Source organism: Micromonospora sp. NPDC048905 (assembly GCF_040649655.1).
GTDB lineage: Bacteria > Actinomycetota > Actinomycetes > Mycobacteriales > Micromonosporaceae > Micromonospora.
Genome location: NZ_JBEZFV010000002.1, coordinates 439,108 through 465,449, shown reverse-complemented (window position 1 = coordinate 465,449; position 26,342 = coordinate 439,108). Strand labels below are relative to the sequence as shown.

Sequence of the window (26,342 nt, the reverse complement as noted above, 5' to 3'; positions counted from 1 at the left end):
TGCCGCCGTCTCCCGCGCCGTGCTGAAGACGATGGCCGAACGGGTGACCGATTCCGGGAGATGGTGTCGCGGTTGCCGCGCGACGACGACGGTGCTGTCGGCCCCGTCCCGCCGGAACCGTGTACGCGCTCAACCCACGGCGCAGAGCGTGGTCCGCGGCGAGCGACCCGATGTCTCTGGCCGGGAAATTCCTCTACGCAATGAATGCGCGACCGCAAAAATGGCCCCTGATGATCGTTCTAGGTGAAAATCCGCCGCTGCGCCAGGGGGATGATCGGACGACTTTCGTCATCCCTCGTCTGATCACCCGCTAGCCCTTCGGGTCGACTCTAGTCAATGATCTTCCGCGCCAGGCGTTGAGTCCTATGCTCGCTCCATTGTGAATTCCTGGGGGGGATCATGATCAATGTAGCCGGTCGCGGCGTGTCCATCTTGTGTGGAGCGATGTGCACGTCCTGAGATGGAAAATTCAACGCTGATCCATCGCTTCGGCGATGCCACTACCGCCCGGCCCAACCATCCCGCCGTGCTCGGTGACACCGGCCCGCTCGACTACGCCGGCCTGGCCGGCCTGGCCGGCGGCCACGCCGAGCTGCTGGCCGGGGCCGGCGTTCAACCCGGCGACCGGGTCGGACTGTTGACCACACACGGGGCCGGCACCATCGCCGCGATGCTGGGCACCCTCGCCGCAGGCGCCGCCTACGTGCCGCTCGACCCGGGCTTCCCGGAGCAGCGACTGCGCCAGCTCGTCGACGGCGCCGACGTCACCGTGCTGCTCAGCGGGGGCGAGCACACCGAGCTGGCCCGCCGGCTCGCCACCGACCGGCCCGGCACGCGGGTCGTCCCCGCCGTCGACGTGCGGCCGGCGTCACTGCGGCCGGTGTCGGTGGACCCGGACGCCCTCGCGTACGTGCTGTTCACGTCCGGCTCCACCGGCCGGCCCAAGGCGGTCGGGCAGACCCACCGCAACCTGCTGCACGTGGTGGACAACCAGATCGCCACCCTCGACCTGCGTCCGGACGACCGGCTCAGCCTGCTCGCCTCGTTCAGCTTCGACGCGGCCATCCCCGACCTCTACCCGGCGTTGCTCACCGGCGCCGCCGTCGTCCCGGTCGATCTGCGCCGCCACGGGCTGGCGTACGCCGTCGCGCAACTGGCCCGGAACGCCGTCACCGTCTACCACTCCACCCCGACGGTCTTCCGGTACCTGCTGGACACTCCCGGCGTCGACCGGCTCGACCGGGTCCGGGTGGTGCTGCTCGGTGGCGAACAGGCCAGCTACGCCGACGCCGCCCGCGCCCAGGGTCACTTCGCCCCGGGTTGCGTGCTCGTCAACGGCTACGGTGCCACCGAGATGACCTTCGCGGCCCGGTCCGTGTTGCCGCTGGCCGACGTCGACCGTACGGCCACCGGGCCGCTGCCGATCGGCACCGCCCTGCCCGGGTACGCGCTGCGGCTGACACCGGACGGCGAGATCGTGGTGCGCGGCCGGCACCTCGCCCCCGGCTACCTCGACCAGGTCAGCGACCGGTTCGGGCTTGACCCCGACGGGGTGCCCGCGTACCGCACCGGCGATCTCGGCGAGCTGCTGCCCACCGGCGAGCTGCGCTGCCTCGGCCGCCTCGACCGGCAGGTCAAGGTGCGCGGGTTCCGGGTCGAGCTGACCGAGATCGAGTCGGTGCTCGCCGCCGAACCGAGCGTCGCCGAGGTGCGTGCCATCGCCCGCGACGGCGAGCTGCTGGCGTACGTCCGGTCGACCGGGACACCGGTGGACCCGGCCGCGCTGCGGGCCGCCCTGGCCCGGCAACTACCCGAGTACGCACTGCCCCGCGCCGTCGTGCCGGTCGCCGAGTTTCCGCTGACCGTCAGCGGAAAGATCGACGAACGGGCGCTGCCGGCGCCGGCCCGGGCCGTGCTGGCCGAGGATCGACCGGCCAACCCGACCGAGCGGATCGTGCACGACATCTGGTGCACCGTGCTCGGCCGGGACGCTGTCGGCCGCACCGACAGCTTCTTCGACGTCGGCGGGCAGTCCCTGCTGCTCGGCCAGGTGCAGCAGCGACTGACCGAACGGTTCGGGGTCCGGCTGCCGCTGCTGCGGCTCTTCGACCATCCGACGGTCGCCGCCCAGGCTCGACTGGTCGACCCGCCGCCGTCCGCCGACCTGCCGGCCCCGCCCGTCGCGACCGCCTCGGCGTCCACCGCGTCGGCGTCCACCGGCGGTGCGTACTCCTCGTCGGTCGGCGTCCGCGAGTACACCGGCGAGGAGATCGCCGTGGTCGGGCTCGCCGGCCGGTTCCCGGGAGCGGCGGACGTGGCCACCTTCTGGTGGAACCTGTGCGCCGGCGTGGACGCCATCCACGACCACAGCGACGAGGAGTTGGCGGCGCTGGGCGTCGGCCCCGGGCTGCGCGCCGACCCCCGGCACGTGAAGGCCACCGGGCGGCTCGACGGCATCGCCGACTTCGACGCGGAGTTCTTCTCCTTCGGCGACCAAGAGGCCGCCCGTACCGACCCGCAGCACCGGCTGTTCCTGGAGACCGCGTGGGAGGCGCTGGAGGACGCCGGCCACGACCCGACCCGGTTCCCCGGCCTCGTCGGCGTGTACGGCGCCACCTCCGTCAACCGTTACTTCCTCTTTCACCTGATGGACAACCCGGCCGTGATCGGTGACGTCGATCCGGACGACTGGGAGGCCCGCCTGATCGGCCGGCAGCTCACCGACCACCTGCCCGGCCAGGTGGCGTACCGGCTGGGGTTGACCGGGCCGGCGGTGGCCGTGCAGAGCGCCTGCTCCAGCTCGCTGGTCGCGGTCTGCCTGGCCGCGCAGAGCCTGGCCGACTACCAGTGCGACATCGCTCTGGCCGGTGGGGTGAGCGTCACCTGGCCCCGGCACCGGCACACCCCCGGTGGCCTGGCCTCACCGGACGGTCGCTGCCGGGCCTTCGACGAGGCCGCCCAGGGCGCCGGCTTCGGCTCCGGCGTCGGGGTGGTGGCGCTGCGTCGGCTCGCCGACGCGCAGGCCGACGGGGACCGGGTCCTCGCGATCCTGCCCGGCTGGGCGGTCACCAACGACGGTGCCGACCGGGCCGGCTACGCCGTGCCCGGGCCGGCCGGGCAGGCCGCCGCGGTGACCGGCGCGCTCGCCGCCGCCGAGGTCGCCCCGGGCGAGGTCCGTTTCATCGAGGCACACGGCAGCGGTACGCCGCTCGGGGACGCCATCGAGGTGGCCGCGCTGCACGAGGTGTACGCGGGCGCCGCCCCCGCCGAGACCTGCGCGCTCGGCTCGGTGAAGACCACCATCGGTCACCTCGACGCCGCGGCCGGCATCGCCGGGCTGATCAAGGCGGTGCTGGCCGTACAGCACGGGGTCATCCCGCCGAACCTGCACTTCACCCGTCCGCACCCGGAGATCGATCTGGCCGCCGGTCCGTTCTACGTACCGACGAAGGCGCGGGACTGGCCCGACGTGCCGCGCCGGGTGGCCGGGGTCAGCTCGTTCGGGCTGGGCGGCACCAACGCGCACGTCGTGGTGGAGCAACCACCCGCGGTCGAGCCGGTCGACACCGGGTCGGCCAGCGCGCACCTGCTACCGGTGTCGGCGCGTACCCCCGCGGCTCTACGGGCGGCCCTGACCCGGCTGCGGCGGCACCTGGCGGGCACCGCGCCCACGCTGGCCGAGGTCGCCGCGACGTTGGCGCTGGGCCGACGGGAGTTCGGCTGCCGGGCCGCGGTGGTCGCCACCACTCCGGCCGACGCGGTCGCCGCGCTCGACGCGTTACTGGCGACGGACACCCGAGTGGCCGGTCCGGCCGGCCCGCTGCGCGACCTGGCCGCCGGTTGGGTGACCGGCCGGTCCCTGGACTGGACGGCCCTGTACCCGGCCGACGGCGTCCGACGAACCTCGCTGCCCACCTACCCCTTCCAGCGGCAGCGGTACTGGATCGAACCTCCTCAGAAAGGTGTTCGGTGAACTGGTTCCTCTCCGCCGGCAGCCGCGATCCGGCACCGGTGCAATTGTTCTGCCTGCCCTATGCCGGCGCCGGAGCCGGCGCGTTCCGCAACTTTCCGGGCCGATTCGGTCCGGACGTCGAGGTGCTGCCGGTGCAGCTCCCCGGCCGGGAAAACCGGATCAGCGAGGACCCCCGGTTCCGGGTGGTCGACGTGGCGAGCGCCATCGCCGGGCGGGCCACCGGGCCCTACGCCATCTACGGCCACTCGATGGGCGGCCGGCTCGGCTTCGAGGTGGTCCGCGAGCTGCGCCGCGCCGGGCGTCCACTGCCGCTGCGGCTCTACGTCGGCGGCGCCCGCGCACCGCACGTCACCGCGCCCACCATCTTCGACGGGCTGTCCCAGGTGGACGACGACGAGCTGCTGCGCCGGCTGGGGGCCGGCGGCGGCCTGCCCGCCGGCGTGCTGGAGCACCCCGAGCTGGTCGACCTGCTGCTGCCGCTGCTGCGCGCCGACTTCGAGCGGGTGGACACCTACCGGTACCGGCCCGAGGAGCCGCTGCCGGTGCCGATCATCGCGTTCAGCGGCCGGCGCGACCCGGCGGTGACCCGGGAGCAGAGCGCGGCCTGGCGGGAGCACACCGCCGCCGGCTTCAGCCTGCACGAGCTGGACGGCGGGCACTTCTTCCTGCACGACGCGTTGCCCGAGCTGGCCGACGCGATCCGCGCCGACCTGACCGCGGCGCTCACCGCCGAACCGCCGGCCGTCGCGCCGAGGGCGGCCGCCGCCGCGCACCGGGTCCCGCTGGGCGACACCGGCTGGTCGGTGTGGCGCGACGCCGTCCTGCGCAGCACCGGCTTTCCGGCCGACGGGCTGACCCTGCTGTCCGCGCCGCACGCCGCCGCGGCGGCCGACGAGCTGCTGACCACCGGCGCCGGCGCCGACGTTTTCGACAAGGAGTTCGCCGAGGCGCTGTCCACCGCCACCCGGCGGATCACCGAGCTGGCCGCCGACCCGCTGCTACGCGAGGCGGTCACCTGGCAGAACCGGGGGGTGCTGCCCACCCTGGACGGGCTGGTCCGTGGTGGCCCCGACGCTCCCCGCAACACCCGTAGACGCGAGCGCGAACGGGCCGTCGTCAGGTACTGGCAGCGCTACTGCGGCAAGAACGAGACCGTCGGCTTCTTCGGCCCGAACTGCTGGGTCACCCTCGACCCGGAGCTGCCGGTCGCCGCCGAGGTCCGGCCGGGCGCGGCGCTGACCCGTGACCGCTGGGTGTGGTTCGAGTCCTGGGCACTGACCGTGTACGCGCAGCGGATCGCCGAGGACCTGGCCGTCCGCCGCTGGTGGGCACCCCAGCTCGCCCCGCACCTGAGCCTCGCCGGCCGGGAGGTGCGCCGGCCGGGTCGACCCCCGGTGCCCCTGTCGCCGGTCGAGGCGGCACTGCTCGGTGCCGCCGACGGCCACCGCCCCGCCCACGAGCTGGTCACGGACCCGGCCGTCGGTCTGCGTCGGCCGGAGGACGGGTACGCGCTGCTCGACCGGCTGGTGCAGCGGGACCTGGCCACCTGGGACGCCGCGCTGCCGGTGAGCCCGGCCGCCGAGGAGGTGCTGCGGCAGCGGATCACGCAGGTCGGCGACGCCCCCGCGCGAGCCGTCGCCCAGGCCGGCTTCGATCGGCTGTGCGCCGCCCGGGACGCGGTCGCCGCCGCCGCCGGCGATCCGGACCGGCTGCACGCCGCGCTGAACGCGCTCGACGAGACGTTCACCGACCTGACCGGGCAGCCGGCGCAGCGCCGGGCCGGGCAGATGTACGCCGGTCGGACGCTCTGCTACGAGGACACCAGCCGGGATCTGGACGTGGTCTTCGGCGCACCGCTGCTGGACGGGATCGCCGCCCCGCTCGCCGTGCTGCTGCGGGCCGCCCGCTGGCTGGCCGGCGCCTTGGAGGAGGCGTACGCGGTGGTGTTCCGGGAGCTGTACGACGAGCTGCGCGCCGAGGCCGGCGACGCTCCGGTGGCCCTGTCCGACCTGTGGTTCCTGGTCCAGGGCATGTTCTGGGGCAGCGGGCCGCGCCCGGTCGACGCGGTGGCGGGCGACTTCGCGGCCCGCTGGGCGGGGCTGTTCGGGCTGGCCGACCTGCTGCCGGGCAGCACCGACGTGCGGCTGGACGTGGCGGACCTGGTCGCCCGGGTCGACGAGGTCTTCCCCGTTCTCCGGCCAAACTGGTCGAACTCCCGGCTGCACAGCCCCGACCTGCAGATCTGCGCGGCCGACGCCGACGCGCTGGCCCGCGGCGACTACACCGTGGTGCTCGGCGAACTGCACGCCGCCTGGCCGTCGTTCGACTGTGCGGTGCTCACGGCCGCACATCCGGACGTGGAGCGGCTGCGCGACGCGCTGGCGGCCGACCTCGGCCCGAACCGGATCCGGCTGCTCTATCCCACCGACTGGCCGCGCCGCACCAGCCGGGTCGCCGAGTCGCTGATCGGCCCCACCGACCGGCAGGTGGCCTTCGCGTCCGCGCCCAACGCCGACCCGGACCGGGTGCTGCCCACGGTGGCGCTGACCGTGCGGGACGAGGATGGCCGACTGACGGTCGTGGCCCCCGACGGGCAGCGCTGGCTCCTGACCGAGGTCTGCGCCGGGCTGCTCAGCCTGCACGCCGTGGACGGGTTCAAGCTGGTCGCGGCCGCCCCGTACACCCCGAGGATCACGCTGGACCGGCTCGTGGTGGCCCGGCAGACCTGGCGGACCACCGTCGGCGCGTGCGACTTCGGCGCGGCGAAGGGTGAGCGGGCCCGCTTCCTGGCCGTACGGGACTGGCGACGCCGGTTGGGCCTGCCCGAGCAGGTGTACGTCAAGCTCGGCACCGAGACCAAGCCCTGCTTCGTCGACCTGAGCAGCCCCGCCTTCGTTGACATGTTCTGCGTGATGGTCCGGGCGGCCCGGCGTGACGGCGGCGACGACACGACGGTGGTGGTCAGCGAGATGCTGCCCACCGAACAGGACGCCTGGGTGCCCGACGGGGCCGGTCGGCGCTACTTCAGTGAACTGCGACTGCACATCGTGGACGCCGACGAGCCGGAACCGGTCCGATGAGTCACGTGCTGCCACTGGGCGGGACGGGCTGGTCGGTGTGGCGGGACGTGATGCTGCGACAGCTGGGTGACCGACGCGCAGGGCCGCGGCCACGTCAGTGAGCTGCGCCCGCAGATGACCGATCCGAACAGCTATCCCGGGGGGAACGGGTGACCGACCTACTGTTCAGCAACGCCGTACGGGGCGAGACCCTGCCCTGGCCGGACGCGACGATCGCCGAGCTGGTGGTCGCGCAGGCCGCCCGTACGCCGGGCGCGACGGCGGTGCGCCAGTGGGACAGCCGGCTCAGCTATGCCGAGCTGCTGTCCCAGGCCGCCGGGGTGGCTGCCGCGCTGCGCGCCCGCGGCGTCGGCCGGCAGAGTCGGGTGGGAGTGTGCGGCAGCCGCCGGCCCGAGCTGGTGGCGACCGTGCTGGGGGTGTTGCTGGCCGGCGGTTGCTACGTGCCGCTGGAGCCGGGCGGCCCGCGTCGGCGGCTTCGCGGGATCGCCGCCGACGCGGGCATCTCCCTGGTGGTCGGCGACGCCGCCGAGACCGAGTTCGGTGACGCCCCCGGCGTCGAGGCGGTCGGGTTGCCCGGCCCGGCCCCCCTCGCGCCCTGCCCGGCCCGGCCCGGCGACCCGGCGTACGTGCTGTTCACCTCGGGCTCCACGGGTCGGCCCAAGGGTGTGCTCACCAGTCACCGCAACGTGGTGGAGTTCGTGACGGGCGTGGCCGCGTTGAGCGGTGCCGACGCCGGCGTACGCAGCCTCGGCCTGGCGTCGCTCGGCTTCGACGCGGCCACCATCGACCTGTTCGTGCCGCTGCTGCTCGGCGGGACGGTGCAGCTCCTCGGCGCATCGGATCGCGCCGACCCGGTCCGGCTGACCCGGTTCGTCATCGAGCACGAGGTCAACTGGGGTTTCATCACGCCCACCGTGCTGGCGATGTTGGACCCGGCCGAGCTGACCGGCTGGCGTACGGTGCTCTGCGGCGGCGAGGCGGTACCGGCCGCGCTGGCCGCCCGCTGGGCGCCCGGCCGCCGCCTTCTCAACGCGTACGGCCCCACCGAGACGACGGTGCTGGCGGTCAGCGGCCCGTTGAGCGCCACCGAGGCCGACCCGGTACCGATCGGCCGGCCGATGCCCAACCACCGGGCGTACGTGGTGGACGCGGTGCTGGACCCGGTGCCGCCGGGCGAGACCGGTGAGCTGCTGATCGGCGGGCCCGGGCTGGCCGACGGCTACCTGGGCCGGCCGGCGCTGACCGCCGAGCGGTTCGTTCCGGACCCGTTCTCCGGGCTGCCCGGCGAGCGGTTGTACCGCACCGGCGACCTGGTGCGGCAGGACCCGGACGGGCGGATCGTCTACCTGGGCCGGGCCGACCGGCAGGTGAAGATCCGCGGGCAGCGCATCGAGCTGGGCGAGGTCGAGGCGGTGCTCGCCGACCTGCCCGGGGTGACCGGGGTGGCCGTCGAGGCGGTGCCCGGTCCGGCCGGCACCGAGCTGGTCGCGTTCCTCACTCCGGCGGATGCCCCCGACGACGCGCGGCTGCGCGCGTACGCCGGCAGTCGGTTGACCACGGCGATGCTGCCGGCCCGGGTGCTGCGCAGCGCGGCCCTGCCGATCAGCCCGATCAGCGGCAAGCTGGACCGCCTCGCGCTGCGCGCCCTGGCCGCGGCCCGCACCGCCTCATCCGCCGACACCGTCGCTCCGGAGGTGCCCGGTGGCCCCCTCGCGGCGGCCGTGGCCGGCATCTGGACCCGGCTGCTCGGCGCGGCACCCGGGCCGGCGACCGACTTCCTCGCCGCCGGTGGCAACTCCATCGCGGCGATGCGCCTGGTCGCCGCGCTGCGCGCCGAGCTGGGCCGGCAGCTCGACACCCGTGCGGTGTTCACCGAGCGCACCTTCGGCCGGCTCGCCGAGCGGGTGGCCGCCGCACCCGTCGGCGACGACCGGCTGAGCACCGGCAACCCGCCCACTCTCTCCCCACCGCAACGCCGGCTCTGGTTCGTCGACCAGCTCGCGCCGTCCAGCGCGCCGTACAACATCGCGGTGGCGCACCGGCTGCTCGGCCCGCTGGACATCGCGGCCCTCGGCGCGGCACTGCGGACCGTCGCCGAGCGGCACGACGTGCTGCGCTGGCGCATCCCGCAGACCGCCGGGGTGCCCTACGCGGTCTGCGCCGAGCCGACCGACGTGGCGGTGCCGGTGGTCGACCTGACCGGCAGCGCCGAGCCGAAGGCGGAGCTGGCCCAGATGCTCGCGGCCGGTGCCGCGCATCCGTTCGACCTGGCCACCGGGCCACCCTGGCAGGTGACCGTCTACCGGCTCGGCCCGGCCGAGCACGTGCTGGCCGTCACCTGGCACCACGCCGTCTTCGACGGCTGGTCGGAGCGGATCTGCTACGACGACCTCGCCGCCGGGTACGCCCAGGCGGTGGCCGGCACGGCGCCCACACTGCCGGCGCTGCCGGCCCGGTACGCCGACTACGCGGTGTGGCGTGCCGAGCGCGACCGGCTGCGGGGCGGGCCCGACCTGGCCTGGTGGACGGGGCACCTGGACGGCGTGCCGACCGTGCTGGAACTGCCCCGGGACCGGCCGCGGCCGGCGGTGCAGACGTACGCCGGGGCGGAGGCGGCGGTCCGGCTGCCCGCCGACACCGACCGCGCGGTCCGCGAGCTGGCCGAGCGTCGCGGCACCACGGTCGCCGCGGTGCTGCTGGCGGCCTTCGGTGAGCTGATCGCGCGGCTCACCGGTGGCGACGACCACGTGCTCGGGGCGATCGTCGCCGACCGGCGGTTGGCCGCCTTCGACGACGTCATCGGCTTCTTCATCGACACGGTGCCGGTGCGGGTCCGCACCGGCGGGGTGAGCTTCGCCGAGCTGGTCGACCGCTGTGCCGGGGAGTTGCACGAGGTCACCGCCCACCCGGGGGCCCCACTGGAACGCATCGTCGAGGCGCTCGGCGTCGGCCGGGACACCGCCCGCGCACCGCTGGTGCAGGTGCTGTTCAACGTGCTCAACTTCGCGCCGCCCGCGCTGACGTTGACCGGGTTGGCCGCCGAGCCGGTGCCGGTGCCCAAGCCGGGCTCGCCGTTCGACATCACCGTCTACGTGGTGCAGCACGGCGGTCGTACGGGCGTCGAGGTGGTCTACAACCCGGACCTGTTCGACGCCGGGCGCGTCGACGACCTGCTCGCCGACCTGGCCGAGCTGGTGGGCGCGCTGGCCGCGGCGGCGGACACGCCGGCCCGCGAGGTCGCCACCGCGCTGCCCCGACCCACCGTGCGGGTGCCGCAGCTCGGCGCGATGACGGTCGCCGGCGGTGACCCGGTCGGCCCCCCACCCGCGCTGATGCCTGTCGGCCCGGACGGGCTCACCGAGACCGAGGAGCTGATCGCCGGGATCTGGCGGGAGGTGCTGGAGCACGACCGGGTCGGGGTGACCGACAACTTCTTCGACATCGGCGGGCACTCGCTGGCGCTCGCCGCCGTGCACGCCCGGCTGACCGCCGCGACCGGCCGGTCCATCCGAATGCTCGACCTGTTCCGCCACCCCACCGTCCGAGCGCTCGCCGCCAGCCTCGACGGTGCCGCCGACCGGCCGGAGCTGGCCCGGGCCGCCCTGCGGGCCGCCGCACGCCGCGGCCGTACCCGTCGTAACCCACCTCGCCGCCCCGGCGGCTCCGCGTGACGAAGGACAGCCTGATGAGCAACCCGACCGCAGCCGACCAGTCCGACGACGTCACCGAGTCACCTGAGCACGGCATCGAACCGATCGCGATCGTCGGCCTGGCCGCGCGCCTGCCCGGTGCCGCCGACGTCCACGAGTTCTGGCGCAACCTGGTCGACGGCGTGGAGTCCACCACCGAGCTGACCCGGGAGGAGCAGCTCGCCCGGGGCGCGACGCCCACGGAGGTCGACGACCCGGGCTGGGTCAACCGCGCCCCGCTGGTCGACGGCTACGACGAGTTCGACGCCACGCTGTTCGGGATGACCGCCCGGGAGGCGGAGCTGACCGACCCGCAGCACCGCCTGTTCCTGGAGTCCTGCCACACCGCGCTGGAGGACGCCGGCTACGACCCGGCCCGCTACGACGGCGCGATCGGCGTGTACGCGGGCACCGGCGGCAACACCTACCTGCACCGCTACGTGTTGCGTAACCAGCGGGTCGGCGGCAACCCACACGGCACGGTCTCCATCGCCACCGGCAACTCGCCGAACTACGTGGCCACCAACGTGTCGTACCGGCTGGACCTGCGCGGGCCGAGCCTGACCGTACACACCGCCTGCTCCACCTCGCTCGTCGCGTTCCACCTGGCCTGCGAGTCACTGCGCAACGGTGAGTGCGACATGGCGCTGGCCGGCGGTGTCAACATCGAGCTGCCGCACGTCGGCTACCTCGGCATGGAGGGCTTCACCTCGCCCGATGGCCGGTGCCGCCCGTTCGACGCCGCCGCCAACGGCACCGTGTGGGGCAGTGGCGTCGGGGTGACGCTGCTCAAGCGGCTCTCCGACGCGATCGCCGACGGTGACCACATCCGTGCCGTGGTCCGGGGCAACGCCATCAACAACGACGGCGCCGGCAAGGTGGGCTTCACGGCGCCCAGCGTCGACGGGCAGGTGGCCGCGATCGCCCAGGCCGTCGACATGGCCGACATCGACCCGCGCACCATCAGCTACGTCGAGGCGCACGGCACCGGCACCGCGATGGGCGACCCGATCGAGGTCGCCGCGCTCTCCGCCGTCTACGGCCGGGACACCGACGAGCGGGGCTGGTGCGGCATCGGGTCGGTGAAGTCCAACATCGGCCACCTCAGCCAACCCTCGGGCATCGTCAGCGTGATCAAGACGGTGCTCGCCATGGAGCACGGGCTGATCCCACCGACGATCAACTACGAGACGCCGAACCCGGCGGTCGAGTTCGCCGACACCCCGTTCTACGTGGCGAACACCCTCGCCAAGTGGGACACCGACGGCGGGCCGCGCCGGGCCGGGGTCAGCTCGTTCGGCATCGGCGGCACCAACGCGCACGTCGTGCTCGAGGAGGCGCCGGCGGCGTACCGCACCGACCGCCGGGTGCGCCCGGCGCATCTGCTCCAGGTCAGCGCGGCCACCCCGGGCGCCCTGGACGCCGCGGTGCAGCGCCTCGCCGCCCACCTGGACGGTGCCGCGGACGCCGGGCCCGCGTACCTCGCCGACGTCGCGCACACCCTGCGTGCCGGCCGCCGCCCGCACCCGCACCGCCGCGCGGTGGTCGCGTCGGATCTCCCCGGCGCCGTCACGGCCCTGCGCGCCCCGAAACGCGGAGCGCAACCATCGACCGGGGGCCCAGCCCCGAAAGTCGCTCTCCTGTTCTCCGGTCAGGGTTCCCAGTACGCCGGGATGGGCGCGCAGCTCCACGCCGAGCAGCCCCGCTTCGCCGCCGTCGTCGACGAGTGCGCCGAACTTCTCCTGCCCGACCTGGGCATCGACCTGCGTGACCTGATCCTCGGTCGGGATCCGATGGCGGGGGAGAGGCTTACCGAGACCCGCTACACCCAGCCGGCGCTGTTCACCGTCGAGTACGCCCTGGCCGCGCTCTGGCAGGCCACCGGCGTACGCCCGGCCGCGATGATCGGCCACTCGATCGGTGAGTACGTCGCGGCCACCGTTGCCGGGGTGCTGAGCCTGCCGGACGCGCTGCGGGTGGTCGCCGCCCGGGGCCGGCTGATGCAGTCGCTGCCCACCGGGTCGATGCTCGCCGTCTCGCTGGACGAGTCGGCGGTCGCCGACGTGCTGCCCGACGGGCTCTCGGTGGCCACGGTCAACGGGCCGGGGACCTGCGTGGTGGCCGGCGAGACCGCCGCCGTCGAGGCGTTCGCGGCGACGCTGACGGCAAAGTCCAAGATGCTGCGCACCTCGCACGCGTTCCACTCGCCGATGATGGAGCCGATCCTCGCCGAGTTCACCGCGCTGATGGGCACGGTGTCGCTGCGCCCGCCGACCGCGCCGTTCCTCTCCAACGTGACCGGCACCTGGATCACCGCCGAGCAGGCCACCGACCCGGCGTACTGGGCGGCGCACCTGCGCCAGCCGGTCCGCTTCGGCGACTGTGTGGCCACCCTGCTGGCGGCGGGCACCTGGCAGTTGGTCGAGTGCGGTCCCGGCCGGCAACTGGCCAGCCTGGCCCGGATGCAGGTCGCCAAGGCAGCGCCGGAGCAGCATCCGCTCATCCCGCTGGGCAGCCTGCCCGCCGCCGGGGAGACCACCGGCGACCTGGCCGCTCTGCTCGGCACCGCCGGCGCGCTCTGGTGCGCCGGGCTGCCCGTACGGTTCGACGTGGACTCGGCGGCGCGGCGGGTGCCGCTGCCCAGCTACCCGTTCGAGCGCCGCCGCTACTGGATCGACCCGGACCCGGAGCAGCAGGTCGCCGCCGCTCCGGTGGAGACCGGGCCGCGTCCGCTGCCCGAGTGGTTCGCGGTGCCGGTCTGGCGGCAGGCCGCGCCGCTGCCGCCGACCGGGTCGCTGGGCCGCTGCCTGGTGCTGACCGCGGGCGCGCGCGGCGACGCCCTGGTCGCCGGCCTGCGGGCCGCCGGCGCCGACCCGATCCTGGTACGCCCCGGCGACGCCTTCACCGCCGACGGCGGCTACCGGCTGCGCCCCGGGGTGCGCTCGGATCACGAGGCGCTGGTCGCCGCGCTCACCGCCGACGGTGGACTGCCGACCCGGCTGGTGCACGCCTTCACGCTGGACGGTGCGCCGACCGGCACCGACATCGCGGCCACCTGGGCGGCCCAGGAGCTGGGCTTCTTCAGCGCCCTGCACCTGGTGCAGGCGCTGGCCGGCGCCGGCCTGACCGGCGAGGACGGCGACGTCGTCCTGGATCTGGTCACCGCCGGCACCGGCGATGTGCGCGGCGACGACCTGCGCCGCCCGGAGCACGCCACCCTCGCCGGGCTGGCCCGGGTGCTCCCGGCCGAACTACCCGGGTTGGCCGTCCGGCTGGTCGACGCGGACCCGGCCGACGACGACGTCACCGCGCTGGTCGCCGAGCTGCGCCGTCCTCGGGAGCCTGAGGTCGCCCTCCGTGGGGGCCGGCGTTGGGTGGCCGACGTCGAGCAGGTGACGCTCGACGCCGAGGGGGAGCCGGGCGCGCTGCGCGACGGCGGCCGGTACCTGATCACCGGTGGGCTCGGCGGCATCGGCATCACCCTGGCCGAGGACTTCGCCACCCGCGCCCGCGCCAAGCTGGTGCTGCTGGCCCGCTCCGGGCTTCCGGAGCGGGAGCGGTGGGACGACCACCTCGCCGTGCACGGCGACGACCGGGCCGGTCGGGCCATCGCGGCGATCCGCCGGATGGAAGCCGCCGGAGCCGAGGTGCTGGTGCTCGCCGCCGACGTCACCGACCCCGCCGACCTGCGCCGGGTCCGCGACGCCGCGCAGGCCGCGTACGGCGGCATCGACGGCATCGTGCACGCGGCCGGTCTGCCTGGCGGTGGAATGGTCGAGGTCAAGGAGCGGGCCGAGGCCGAGCGGGTGCTCGCTCCGAAGCTCGCCGGCACGCTCGCCCTGGCCCAGGTCTTTGGCGACCTGCCGCTGGACTTCGTGGTGCTCTGCTCGTCCATCACCGCGGTGGTCGGCGGCTTCGGGCAGGTCGACTACTGCGCCGCGAACGCGTTCCTGGACGCGCACGCCCGCTCGGGTGCCGGCTGGCGGGCTCCGGTGCTGTCGCAGAACTGGGGCGGCTGGGCGGAGGTGGGCATGGCGGTGGAGACCGCCGCGCCGGCCGGGTTCCGGGCTGCCGGCCGCGACACAGTGACCAGCACCGTCGACCACCCGGTGCTCACCACGAAGGTCAGCGGGCCGATGGAGACCGTGTTGCACGGCCTGGTCTCCGCCAGCACCCACTGGCTGCTCGACGAGCACCGGATCGCCGGCGTACCGGTCGTACCGGGCACCGCCCACCTGGAGTCGGTGCGGGCCGCGGTGGCCGCCGCGATGCCCGCGCCCGACGGGGAAGCGGCAGTGGAGCTGCGCGACGTGGTCTTCCTGGAGCCGTTCGCGGTGCCCGACGGCACCATCGCCCAGTACCGGGTGGAGCTGACGCCGGCCGACGACGGCGGCACCGACTTCGCCGTCCGGAGCCTGGCCAGCGGTCTCCTGCGCACCCACGTACGGGGTGCAGCCGGCTGGACCGACGAGCCCACCCCGCCGGCCCGCCGCGTCGAACCGACCGGTCGACGGGTGGACGACGACGCGTCCTTCGGCCGGGGTCGCACCAGCATGCTCACCTTCGGGCCGCGCTGGGCAGCCTTGAGCGAGCACCATCTGGCCGACGTCACCGAGCTGGCGGTGATCGAGGCCCCTGCCGCTGCGCTCGGTGACCTGCCCGCCTGGGGCCTGCACCCCGCGCTGCTGGACGTGGCGACCGCGTTCGGCCGGGGTCAGGGCAGCGGCGCCTACCTGCCGCTGTCCTACGGGCGGATCGTGGTGCGCGGGCCGCTGCCGGCCCGGTTCACCAGCGAGCTGCGACACCGGCCCGGTCACACCGACGAGGTGGTCGCCGCCGACCTGTCACTGCGCGACCCGGACGGCCGGGAACTTGTCGCGATCAGCGACTTCGTGCTGCGCCGGGTCGACCAGGGGGCGGTCACCGGTGGCCTGACCGAGACGTCCACGGTCGATGCCCCGTCGTTGGTCTCGACCGAGGACATCCGGCCGGTGGACGGTGCGGAGGCGTTCCGCCGCAGCCTCACCGCCGGTCTCGGCGCCCAGGTCGTCATCGCCACCCGGACGGTGGCCGACATCCGGCATCGGGCCGGTCGGGTCACCGCCGGCGACCTCGCTGGCGACGACACGGTCACCGGCTCGACCCGGTCCGGCCTCGGGGACGGCGGCGCCGCGCCGGGCACCGAGCTGGAGAAGATCATCGCCCGGGTGTGGGAGGACGGGCTCGGGGTGGCCGAGGTCGGCGTCGACGACGACTTCTTCGCCCTGGGCGGTAATTCCCTGGTCGCGGTGCAGCTCATCGCGGCGATGCGCAAGGCGACCGGCGTGCGGCTGCCGATGCGCAGCCTCTTCGAGACCCCCACGGTGGCCGGGCTCGCCGCCCGGATCGAGGAGCTGCGTGCCGCCGACACCGACGATCCGGCCGCCCCGGCGCCGACCTCCGCCATCCCGCGACTGCCCCGCGCGTAACGAGAATCAGGAGTAGACAGCAATGAGCGACACGATCGCCACGCTGCCCGTGGTCGTCGAAGCCGACGGCCGGGCGCTGACCGAGCTGATCACCGATCGCCGCGCCGAGCTGCGGACCACCCTGGCCGACCAGGGTGGGCTGCTGTTCCGCGGCTTCGACGTGGGCGGGGTGGACGGCTTCGACCAGGTGGTCCGGGCGTTGTCCGGGGAACCACTGACCTACACCGAGCGGTCCTCGCCCCGGCACGCCATCAAGGGCCGGGTGTACACCTCGACCGACTACCCACCGGACGAGGAGATCTTTCTGCACAACGAGAACTCGTACCAGGCGCGGTGGCCGTTGACCCTGTTCTTCTACTGCATCACCGCGCCGCAGACGCTGGGCGCCACCCCGTTGGCCGACATCCGTCAGGTCTACCGGGAGATCGACCCGGCGGTACGCGAGGAGTTCGTACGCCGGCGCTGGATGCTGATCCGGAACTTCCACGAAGATTTCGGCACCACCTGGCAGCACGTGTTCGGCACCGACGATCGTGGCGAGGTGCAGGCGTACGCGGCGGCCAACCGGATCACGCTGGAGTGGGTGGGCCGGGACGGGCTGCGTACCCGTGCGGTGCGTGACGCCGTGCACCTCCGCCCCGGCTCGGACGTTCCCCGCTGGTTCAACCACGCCACCTTCTTCCACGTGAGCAGCCTGGCGAAGGACCTCCAGGAGGGCCTGCTGGACATGTTCGGCGCCGACGGGCTGCCGTCGAACACCTACTACGGCGACGGTGGCGAGATCCCCGCCGACGTCCTGGACCACCTGCGGGCCGCCTACCGGGCCGCGAGCGTCCGCTTCGACTACCACCGCGACGACGTGCTGGTGGTCGACAACATGACCGCCGCGCACGGCCGGGAACCGTTCACCGGCCCCCGCAGGATCGCCGTCGCGATGGCCGAACCGCACACCCCTGACACCAACGGAGAGCAGTGATGGCCGAGCCCCGATTCCTGGTCGTGCGCAACGACGAGGAGCAGTACTCGATCTGGTCGGCCGAGCGGGACCTCCCGGCGGGATGGCACGACACCGGCTTCGCCGGCACCCGCGAGGAGTGCCTGGCGCACATCGACACCGTCTGGACCGACATGCGTCCCCGCTCGGTACGCGAGGGGGCCCAGTGAGCGCGAGGAGTGCAGCGGAGCGGAGCCCCGCAGTCGCGAACGAAAGGCGGCAACGATGAGCAAGGAGTGGACCTTCCCGGCGTCCTTCGCCCAGGAGCGGGTGTGGACGGCCAACCAGCTCGACCCCGGGTCGCCGGTCTACAACGTCTCCGCGCCGTGGCGGTTCCCGGTCGGCGTCACCGCCGCACAGGCCACCGAGGTGTTCGGCCAGGTCGTCGCCCGGCACGAGTCACTCCGTACGCACCTGCGGATCGTCGACGGCGCGCTGGTGCAGGTGGTCCGGGCCGTCGAGCCGTTGGAACTGCCGGAGTTGGACCTGACCGGTCTGCCCGCCGACGAGCGGGAGACCCGCCACGACGAGACCCTCGCCGAGCTGGCGCGTAGCCCGATCCCGCTGGACACCCCGCCGCCGTGGCGGGCCCGGCTGGTCCGGTTCGCCGCCGACCGGGTCGGGTTGCAGTTCGTGGTGCACCACGCGGTCTTCGACAGCCACTCGGCGGTGCTCTTCTACGCCGAGCTGACCGCGTTCACCCGGGCCGCGCTGACCGGCGCACCCGCCGACGTGCCCGAGCTGCCCATCCAGTACGCCGACTTCGCCGTCTGGCAGCGCGACCAGCTCACCGACACCGAGTTGGAGCGGCAGCTCGCCTTCTGGCGCGGTCACCTGGCCGGTGCGCCGGCGGTGACCGGCCTGCCGCTTGACCGGCCGCGCCCAGCCCAGCTCGGCTTCGTCGGTGACGAGGTGCGCTTCGACCTCCCCGACGGGCTGCTGGACCAGGTCGGGAGGCTCGCCGCCGGCACGTCGACCACCCCGTACATGGTGCTGCTGGCCGCCTTCGCGGCGCTGCTCTCCCGGATCTCCGGTGACCCCGAGGTGGTGGTGGGCGTCTCCACCGCCGGCCGCGACACCGCCGAGCTGACGCCGCTGATCGGTATGTTCGTCAACCCGGTGGCGCTGCGGTGCGACCTCACCGGCGACCCGAGCGTCACCGAGGTGCTCGGCCGCGTCCGGACCGGCCTGGTGGACGCGATGGAGCACGGGCAGACCCCGTTCCAGCGGATCGTCGAGGCGGTCGCCCCGCAGCGCGACCCGTCGGTGCAGCCGGTGTTCCAGACCGCGCTGAACCTGATCCCGGACTCCGGCCTGGACCCGGTGCCGCTGGGCACCACCAAGGACGACCTGGCCTTCGACATCACCGGCGGCACCAGCCGGCTGGTCTACCGCACCGACCTGTTCGACCGGGCCACCGCGGAGGCGGTCGTCGCCCGCTACCTGCGGCTGCTCACCGCCGCCGTGGCCGACCCGGGTACGCGGCTGTCGGCGCTGCCGCTGCTCGACGACGCCGAACGTGACCTGCTGCGCGCCTGGACCGACACCGGGCACGCGGTCGCCCCGATCACCCTGGTGGCCGAGGTGGAGCGGCAGGTCGTCGCCACCCCCGCCGCGATCGCGCTGGTCTGCGACGGGGAGGAGCTGAGCTACGCCGAGCTGAGCGCTCGGGCCAACCAACTGGCCCGGCTGCTGGTCGAGCGCGGTGCCGGCCCGGAGACCCGGGTCGCGCTGCTGCTGCCCCGCTCGGTGGAGTTGCTGGTGGCCATCCTCGCGGTGCTGAAGGCCGGTGCCGCGTACCTGCCGGTGGACACCGGCTATCCGGCGAAACGGATCAGCTACCTACTGACCGACGCCGAGCCGACGCTCGTGCTGGCCACCGCGGAGACGGCCGCGCTGGCCCCCGCCGACGCACTGGTGCTGACCGACACGACCGCCGCCGACCTGGACTCCGCCGACCTCACCGACGACGACCGCCGTACGCCGTTGCGTGCGGAGCACCCGGCGTACCTGCTCTACACCTCCGGCTCCACCGGGCGGCCCAAGGGCGTGCTGGTCGAGCACCGCGCGGTCACCGCGTACCTGGCCTGGGCCCGGGACACCTACCCGGGGCTGGCCGGTGTCGCGCTGCTGCACTCACCGGTCTCGTTCGACCTGACCGTGACCGGGCTGCTCGGCCCTCTCACCGCCGGGGGCACGGTCCGGTTCGCCGGCATCGACACCCCGGCGGCGCGGGCCGGTGGTCGGCCGACCTTCCTGAAGGTCACCCCCAGCCACCTGCCGCTGCTCGACGACGCCCTGTCGCCCACCACCGATCTGGTGATCGGCGGGGAGGCGCTGACCGGCGAACAACTGGCTGGCTGGCGGGCCAACCACCCCCGGGTGGCGGTGATCAACGAGTACGGCCCGACCGAGGCGACCGTCGGCTGTGTCGCGGCCCGGATCGCCCCCGAGCAGCCGGTCTCCGCCGGGCCGGTGCCGATCGGCCGGTCCACCTGGGACACCCGGGTCCACCTGCTCGACGCCGCGCTGAACCCGGTGCCGCCGGGTGTGGTCGGTGAGCTGTTCATCGCCGGGGCGCAACTGGCCCGGGGCTACCTGGGCCGGCCGGCGCTGACGGCCGAGCGCTTCCTGCCCTGCCCGTACGGGCCGCCGGGGGAGCGGATGTACCGCACCGGGGACCTCGCCCGATGGCGGGCCGACGGGGCACTGGAATACCTGGGCCGCCGGGACAACCAGGTCAAGATCCGGGGGATGCGGGTCGAGCTGGGCGAGATCGAGTCGGTGCTGCGCGCCCGCGCGGACGTGGCCGAGGCCGCGGTGGTGGTCCGCGCCGACAACGGCGAGCCGACCCTGGTCGGCTACCTGGTCGGCCGGGTCGACGAGGCGACGCTCGCCGCAGACCTGGCCCAGGAGTTGCCCGCGCACCTGGTGCCGAGCGCGTTCGTCCGGTTGGACGCGCTGCCGCTGACGCCGAACGGCAAGCTGGACACCGCCGCGCTGCCGGCACCGGCCGCCGCCACCGCCGACGGCTTCCTGGCCCCGCGTACCGACGCCGAGGTGCTGGTCGCCGAGGTCTACGCCCAGATCCTGCAACTGGAGAAGGTCGGCGCGCTCGACGACTTCTTCGCCCTCGGCGGCAACTCGCTGCGCGGCATGCGGGCGATGGCCCGGATCCGCGCCGAGGTGGACGTGGAGCTGCCGATGCGGGCGCTGTTCAGCAGCCCGGTGGTGGCCGACCTGGCCGCCCAGATCGAGCAGCGGATCGCCGCCGAGCTCGACGAACTCTCCGAAACCGAGGTCGCCGCGCTGCTCGCGGCGGAGAAAGACATCCCCTGATGACCGACGTGAAGGACTCGGCCCGCGACGCCGCCCGGCAGGCGCTGATCGCCCAGCGGTTGCGCCGCCGGTCAGGCAGCCCGCCCGCCGCGCGGATCACTCCCCGCCCGCCGGACGCCGAGGTGCCGCTGTCGTACGCGCAGGAGCGGGTCTGGTTCATGGACCAGCTCGCTCCCGGCGAGGCGGCGTACCACATCGCGGTGCCCGTGCGAGTCCGTGGCCCGCTGGACGTCGCGGCGCTGCGCCGCGCGCTGGCTGACCTGACCCACCGGCACGAGTCGCTGCGCACCCGGTTCCCGGCCGACTCGGACGGCCGGCCCACCGTGGTGCTCGACGAGGTCGTCGAGGTGCCGCTGACCGTGGTGGACGCCGCCGACGACACCGCCGCCCAGGCACTTGTCGACCAGGCGGCCGTCGAGCCGTTCGACCTGGCCAACGGGCCGCTGCTGCGGGCTCTGCTGATCCGGCTGGCCGCCTGCGACGATAATCCGACCTCCGCGCCGCAAGACGGCACTCCGGACCGGATGAACGTCGACGAGCACGTGCTCTTCCTCGGCCAGCATCACATCGTCGGTGACGGCTGGTCCGTGGACGTGCTGCTGCGTGACCTGATCGCCCGCTACCGCGACCGGGAGCTGCCCGCCCTGCCGGTGCAGTACGGAGACTTCGCGGTCTGGGAGGCACGGGAGCTGGCCGGGCCGGGCGCGCTGCGGCACGTGGACTGGTGGAAGGAGCGCCTCGCCGGGATCACCCCGCTGGAGCTGCCGCTGGACCTGCCGCGGCCGGCAACCCAGACGTACCGGGGTGACTTCGTCGAGTTCACTCTGGACGCCGCCGCCACCGAGGGGCTGGCCGCGCTGACCCGTGCCTACGGCGGCACGATGTTCATGACGCTGCTCGCCGCGTACCAGGTGTTCCTGGCCCGGCACGCCGGGCAGGACGACTTCGCGGTGGGCGCGTCGGTGGCCGGCCGGTCCGCTCCGGAGCTGGAGAACCTGGTCGGCATGTTCATCAACATGCTGCCGATGCGTGCCGAGTTGGCCGGCGACCCGACCTTCACCGAGCTGCTGGATCGGACCCGCCGCGCGGTGCTGGACGGGCTGGAGCACGGCGAGGTGCCGTTCGCCCGGGTCGTGCACGAGCTGGGTCTGCCGCGTGACGTCAGCCGCTCACCGGTGTTCCAGGCGATGTTCGTGCTCCAGAACTACGAGATGGGCCGGTTCGAAGGGGTGGCCGAGGACGCCGACGTCGGCTTCGAGTGGCATCCGATGGAGCTGCGCGCCACCCGCTTCGACTTCGAGCTGCACGCCGTCGAGACCGGCAACGGGCTCTGGGGCAAGTTGGTCTTCAACACCGACCTGTTCACCCGGGCGACCATCGAGCGGATGGCGCACCGGCTCACCACGCTGCTGCGCGCCGTGGTCGCCACCCCGGATCTGCCGGTCTCCGCGCTCGATCTGCTCGCACCCGCCGAGCGGGAGCTGGTGGCCGGGTGGAACGACACCGCCCACGATTTCCCCCGGCAGCAGACGCTGCACGCCCCGATCGAGGAGCGGGCCGCTCGTACTCCGGACGCGGTGGCGCTGCGGTTCGCCGGCCGTTCGGTGACGTACGCCGAACTGAACGCGGCGGCGAACCGGGTGGCGCACCGGCTGCGCGCCTGCGGGGTGGGCCCGGAGACCCTGGTCGGTGTCTGCGCGGAACGCTCGGTGGAGCTGGTCGCGGGCCTGCTCGGCGTGCTCAAGGCCGGCGGCGCCTACCTGCCGTTGGACCCGGAGTATCCGGCGGACCGGCTGGCCTTCATGGTCACCGACGCCGCCGCGCCGGTGGTGCTGGTGCAGGCACACCTGCGCGACGTGCTGCCGACGACCGACGCCACCGTGCTCGCCCTGGACGACGAGGCGGTCTGGGCCGACCAGCCGACGAGTGACCCGACGCCGACGGCCGGCCCGGCGCACCTCGCGTACGTCATCTACACCTCCGGCTCGACCGGCCGGCCCAAGGGTGTGCCGAACACCCACCGGGGCATCGTCAACCGACTGGACTGGATGCAGCGCACCTACCGGCTCGGCGCCGACGACGCGGTGTTGCAGAAGACCCCGGCCAGCTTCGACGTGTCGGTGTGGGAGTTCTTCTGGCCGCTGCGCGAGGGCGCGCGGCTGGTGCTGGCCGAGCCGGGCGGTCACAAGGACGCCGGCTACCTGCGCGACCTGCTGGTGTCCGAGCGGGTCACCACCGCCCACTTCGTCCCGTCCATGCTCACCGTCTTCCTCGCCGAGGACGGCGTCGAGGCGGCCACGGCGCTGCGCCGGGTGATCTGCAGCGGTGAGGAGTTGCCGCTCGCCGCCGCCCGGGACTTCACCGCCCGGCTGCCCGGCTGTGGCCTGCACAACCTGTACGGGCCGACGGAAGCGGCGATCGACGTCAGCTCCTGGGCGTGTGACCCGGCGCTGCTGGTCGAGGTGGTCAGCGTGCCGATCGGTGCGCCCATCAGCAACGTGCGGCTGCGGGTGCTGGACGCCCGGGGCAACCCGTGCCCGGTGGGAGTCGCGGGTGAGTTGCACATCGGGGGGGTGGGGCTGGCCCGCGGCTACCACCGTCGGGCGGCGCTGACCGCGGAGCGGTTCGTGCCCGACCCGTTCTCCGGCGAGCCGGGTGCCCGGCTGTACCGTACCGGCGACCTGGCCCGCTGGCAGGTCGCGCCCGGTGACCGGCCCGGCGGTGTGCTCGAGTTCCTCGGCCGGATCGATCACCAGGTCAAGCTGCGCGGCCTGCGCATCGAGTTGGGCGAGATCGAGAGCGCGCTGCGCGCCCAGCCCGGGGTGACCGAGGCGGTGGTGCTGGTCCGCGAGGACACCCCCGGCGACAAGCGGCTCACCGGGTACCTGGTCGGCGCGGCCGAGCACGACGCGGTCAAGGTGGCGCTCAAGGAGACTCTTCCGGAGTACATGGTGCCGGCGGCGTTCGTCACCCTGGACGCCCTGCCGTTGACCCCGAACGGCAAGCTGGACCGCAAGGCGCTGCCCGCGCCGGTCGTCACCCGCGCCGCGTCGGTGGCGCTCGTGGAGCCGCGCGACGACACCGAACGGCTGCTCGCTGGGATCTGGTCCGAGGTGCTCGGTGTGGCCACCCTCGGCATCGACGACGACTTCTTCGACCTGGGTGGGCACTCGATGCTCGCGACCCAGGTGGTGGCCCGCATCCGCAAGGCCGAGCATGGTGGGCGGCCGGTCGGCGTGATGGACCTGTTCCAGCAGCGGACCGTCCGCGACCTGGCCACGTTCATGTCCGGTGGCGGTGGCGACGGGCCCCGTCGGCTGCTCTACGAGCTGACCAAGCCGATCTCGCCGGCCCAAAGAGTGATCACGTACGTCTGCGTGCCGTACGGCGGTGGCAGCGCGATCGTCTACCAGCCCCTCGCGGACGCGCTGCCGGCCGGGCACGCGCTCTGGTCGCTGGCCATCCCCGGGCACGACGTGGGGCTCACCGAGGACGCGCTGCCCTTCGACGAGCTGACCACCCGGGTCGCCGAGGAGATCATCGAGCGCATCGAGGGCCCGCTCGCCCTGTACGGGCACTGCGGCGTGGGCAGCGCGATCGTCGCCGAAGTGGCCCGCAAGGTGGAGGCCGCCGGGCGGGAGCTGACCGCGCTCCACATCGGTGCGATGTTCCCGTTCGCCCGGCCCAAGGGCCTGTTCGCGGCAGTGCGCACCAAACTGGAGAAGCTGCGCAGCAACAAGCACTACGCGAGCTGGCTCAAGTCGATGGGTGTGGACACCGACGAGCTGGAGCCGGAGCAGGCGGACCGGATCATCAGCAACATGCGGGCCGACTCCCGGGCTTCCGAGGAATACTTCACCGCCCTGCTCGACCGGGGCGCGGTGAAGCTGCGCGCCCCGATCATCTCGGTGGTCGGCTCGGAGGACCCGGTCACCGACTACCACATCGAGCGGTACGCCGAGTGGCAGTTCCTCAGCGACCGCCTCGGGCTGGTGGTGCTCGACCAGGCCGGGCACTTCTTCCTCAAGTACCGCGCGCAGGAACTGGCCGAGATCGTCACCCAGGTGCACCCGGCGCTGATCGCCGGCGACGTCGGCGAGCTGACCCCGCAGGCACGGGGCGAGGACGCCGGCTGGGCGGTGGCCGACACCCGGGGCGTCGCCGCCGTCGTCGTCCCGGACAAGCCGGTGGTCCGGCCCAGCATGGCCCGCTTCGTGTCGGTCACCGTCGGGCAGCTCGTCTCCACCACCGGTTCGGCGCTGACCGCGTTCGCCCTGCCGATCTGGCTGTTCACCCGCACCGGCTCGGTGACCGACCTGGGTCTGCTCTGGGCGTTGGCGCTGATCTGCGGCGTGCTGGTGCTGCCCATCGCCGGGGCGATCACCGACCGGATCAGCCGCCGCAGAATCATGATGATCGCCAGTTGCAGTGCCGGTTCGGTCCAGCTCGTGCTGGCCGCGTTGCTCTGGACCGACAACCTGGCGCTCTGGCACATCTACGGCCTGGTGGCGCTCAGTCAGGTGGCCGGCTCGTTCCAACGGATCGCGTTCCAGTCGGCGGTGCCGCAGTTGGTGCCCAAGCGCTACCTGGGCCACGCGATGGGCATCACCCAGCTCTCCAACGGGTTCGCCATGCTGCTGATGCCGGTCTTCGCAGCCGGCCTGCTGGCCGCGATCGACCTCAAGGGCATCCTGCTGCTCGACGTGGCCAGCTATCTGATCGCGGTGGTGACCCTGTCCGTGGTCCGCTTCCCCGACCTGCTCGGATGGCGACCCCGGGAGCGACTGCTGGTGGCGATCGCCAACGGCCTGCGCTACTCGTGGCGGCACCGTGGCTTCCGGTTGATGCTGGGCTACTTCGCGCTGGGCAACATCTTCCTGGCGCCCGCGCTGGTGCTCACCACCCCGTTGGTGCTCTCCTTCGGCAACGCGACGCAGGTGGCCCAGGTGGCCCTCGCCGAGGCTCTCGGCGCGGTCGCCGGCGGTGTACTCATGTCGCTCTGGGGTGGTCCCCGCAACCGACGCATGATCGGCGTGCTGATCGGCAACCTCGGCACGGCGGTCGGCTGCGTCCTGGTCGGCCTGGACGCGTCCGTGGCGATGATCTGCGTCGGTGCGTTCTGGCTGGCCATGTCGATGACCACGGCACAGTCCATCTACGCCACGATCGTCCAGGTCAAGGTGCCGCAGCGCTATCACGGCCGGGTGTTCAGCCTCAACCAGACCATCTCCTGGTCGACGCTGCCCATCGGGTTCGCGCTGATCGCCCCGGCGGCCACCCGCCTGTTCGAGCCGCTGCTCGCCCCGGACGGGGCTCTGGCCGGGTCGGTGGGCGCGGTGATCGGCACCGGTCCGGGTCGGGGCATCGGCTTCGCGTACGTCTGCTTCGGCGCGACGCTGATCCTGATCACCCTGGGCGGGTTCGCGATCCGGCTGCTCCGCCGCTTCGACCTTGAGGTCGCGGATTCGCTGCCCGACGACCTGATCGGTGCGCAGGAGCGGGAGCGTCGGCTGGCGGCCCGGGCCGCGCAGCGCGAGGAGGAACGGGTGCCGGTCGGCGTGTGACGAGGAAGGCGGCTTGAACGGCGTCGGCGAACACCTGCCGGGTGATGGCGCGGGGGGGCGATGGCTTCGGGGCAGTTGCCCGCGGCATGGTCGACATTGGACGCCGCCAGCGGCACCCTCTCGTACCGCCCGTCCGATCAGCTGCGGGGAGAACACGTCGTGGCGTCGTTGGCGGCGGTGCAAGAAACCGGACAGGGGGCCGTTGGGTCGCCCCTTGTCACGGGCGCTGTGGCAC

Annotated in this window: 8 protein-coding genes; all 8 read left to right on the top strand. The window is 73.7% G+C overall.

All coding sequences use genetic code 11. From position 1 onward, the window contains the following. The first annotated feature begins 460 nt into the window (after window positions 1-460). The 8 genes from AB0C01_RS06885 to AB0C01_RS06850 all read left to right on the top strand — a co-directional run bounded on the left by AB0C01_RS06885 (window position 461) and on the right by AB0C01_RS06850 (window position 26,107). Window positions 461-3,973 (top strand): AMP-binding protein, encoded by a 3,513-nt coding sequence (locus AB0C01_RS06885; protein WP_357570492.1) that lies wholly within the window; start codon window positions 461-463, stop codon window positions 3,971-3,973. Then, entirely contained in the window at window positions 3,970-7,053 is a 3,084-nt protein-coding gene (locus tag AB0C01_RS06880) for a thioesterase domain-containing protein (protein WP_357570491.1), read from the top strand. The genes AB0C01_RS06885 and AB0C01_RS06880 overlap by 4 nt, the downstream gene beginning before the upstream one ends. A gap of 149 nt (window positions 7,054-7,202) precedes the next feature. Next, on the top strand, window positions 7,203-10,724 hold the full coding sequence (locus AB0C01_RS06875; RefSeq protein ID WP_357570490.1) for an amino acid adenylation domain-containing protein: 3,522 nt from the start codon (window positions 7,203-7,205) through the stop codon (window positions 10,722-10,724). Between the two features lie 14 nt (window positions 10,725-10,738). Next, window positions 10,739-16,210, top strand: coding sequence for an SDR family NAD(P)-dependent oxidoreductase (locus AB0C01_RS06870; RefSeq protein ID WP_357570489.1), 5,472 nt, complete (start codon window positions 10,739-10,741; stop codon window positions 16,208-16,210). Window positions 16,211-16,232: 22 nt separating this feature from the next. Beyond that, entirely contained in the window at window positions 16,233-17,186 is a 954-nt protein-coding gene (locus AB0C01_RS06865; protein WP_357240548.1) for a TauD/TfdA family dioxygenase, read from the top strand. Then, on the top strand, window positions 17,186-17,374 hold the full coding sequence (locus AB0C01_RS06860) for an MbtH family NRPS accessory protein (protein ID WP_357240545.1): 189 nt from the start codon (window positions 17,186-17,188) through the stop codon (window positions 17,372-17,374). Before AB0C01_RS06865 ends, AB0C01_RS06860 begins: the two co-directional genes overlap by 1 nt. A gap of 55 nt (window positions 17,375-17,429) precedes the next feature. Beyond that, window positions 17,430-20,543: an amino acid adenylation domain-containing protein gene (locus AB0C01_RS06855; protein ID WP_357570488.1), complete on the top strand. Its 3,114-nt coding sequence runs from the start codon at window positions 17,430-17,432 to the stop codon at window positions 20,541-20,543. Then, on the top strand, window positions 20,543-26,107 hold the full coding sequence (locus tag AB0C01_RS06850; protein WP_357570487.1) for an amino acid adenylation domain-containing protein: 5,565 nt from the start codon (window positions 20,543-20,545) through the stop codon (window positions 26,105-26,107). Before AB0C01_RS06855 ends, AB0C01_RS06850 begins: the two co-directional genes overlap by 1 nt. Window positions 26,108-26,342 lie beyond the last annotated feature (235 nt).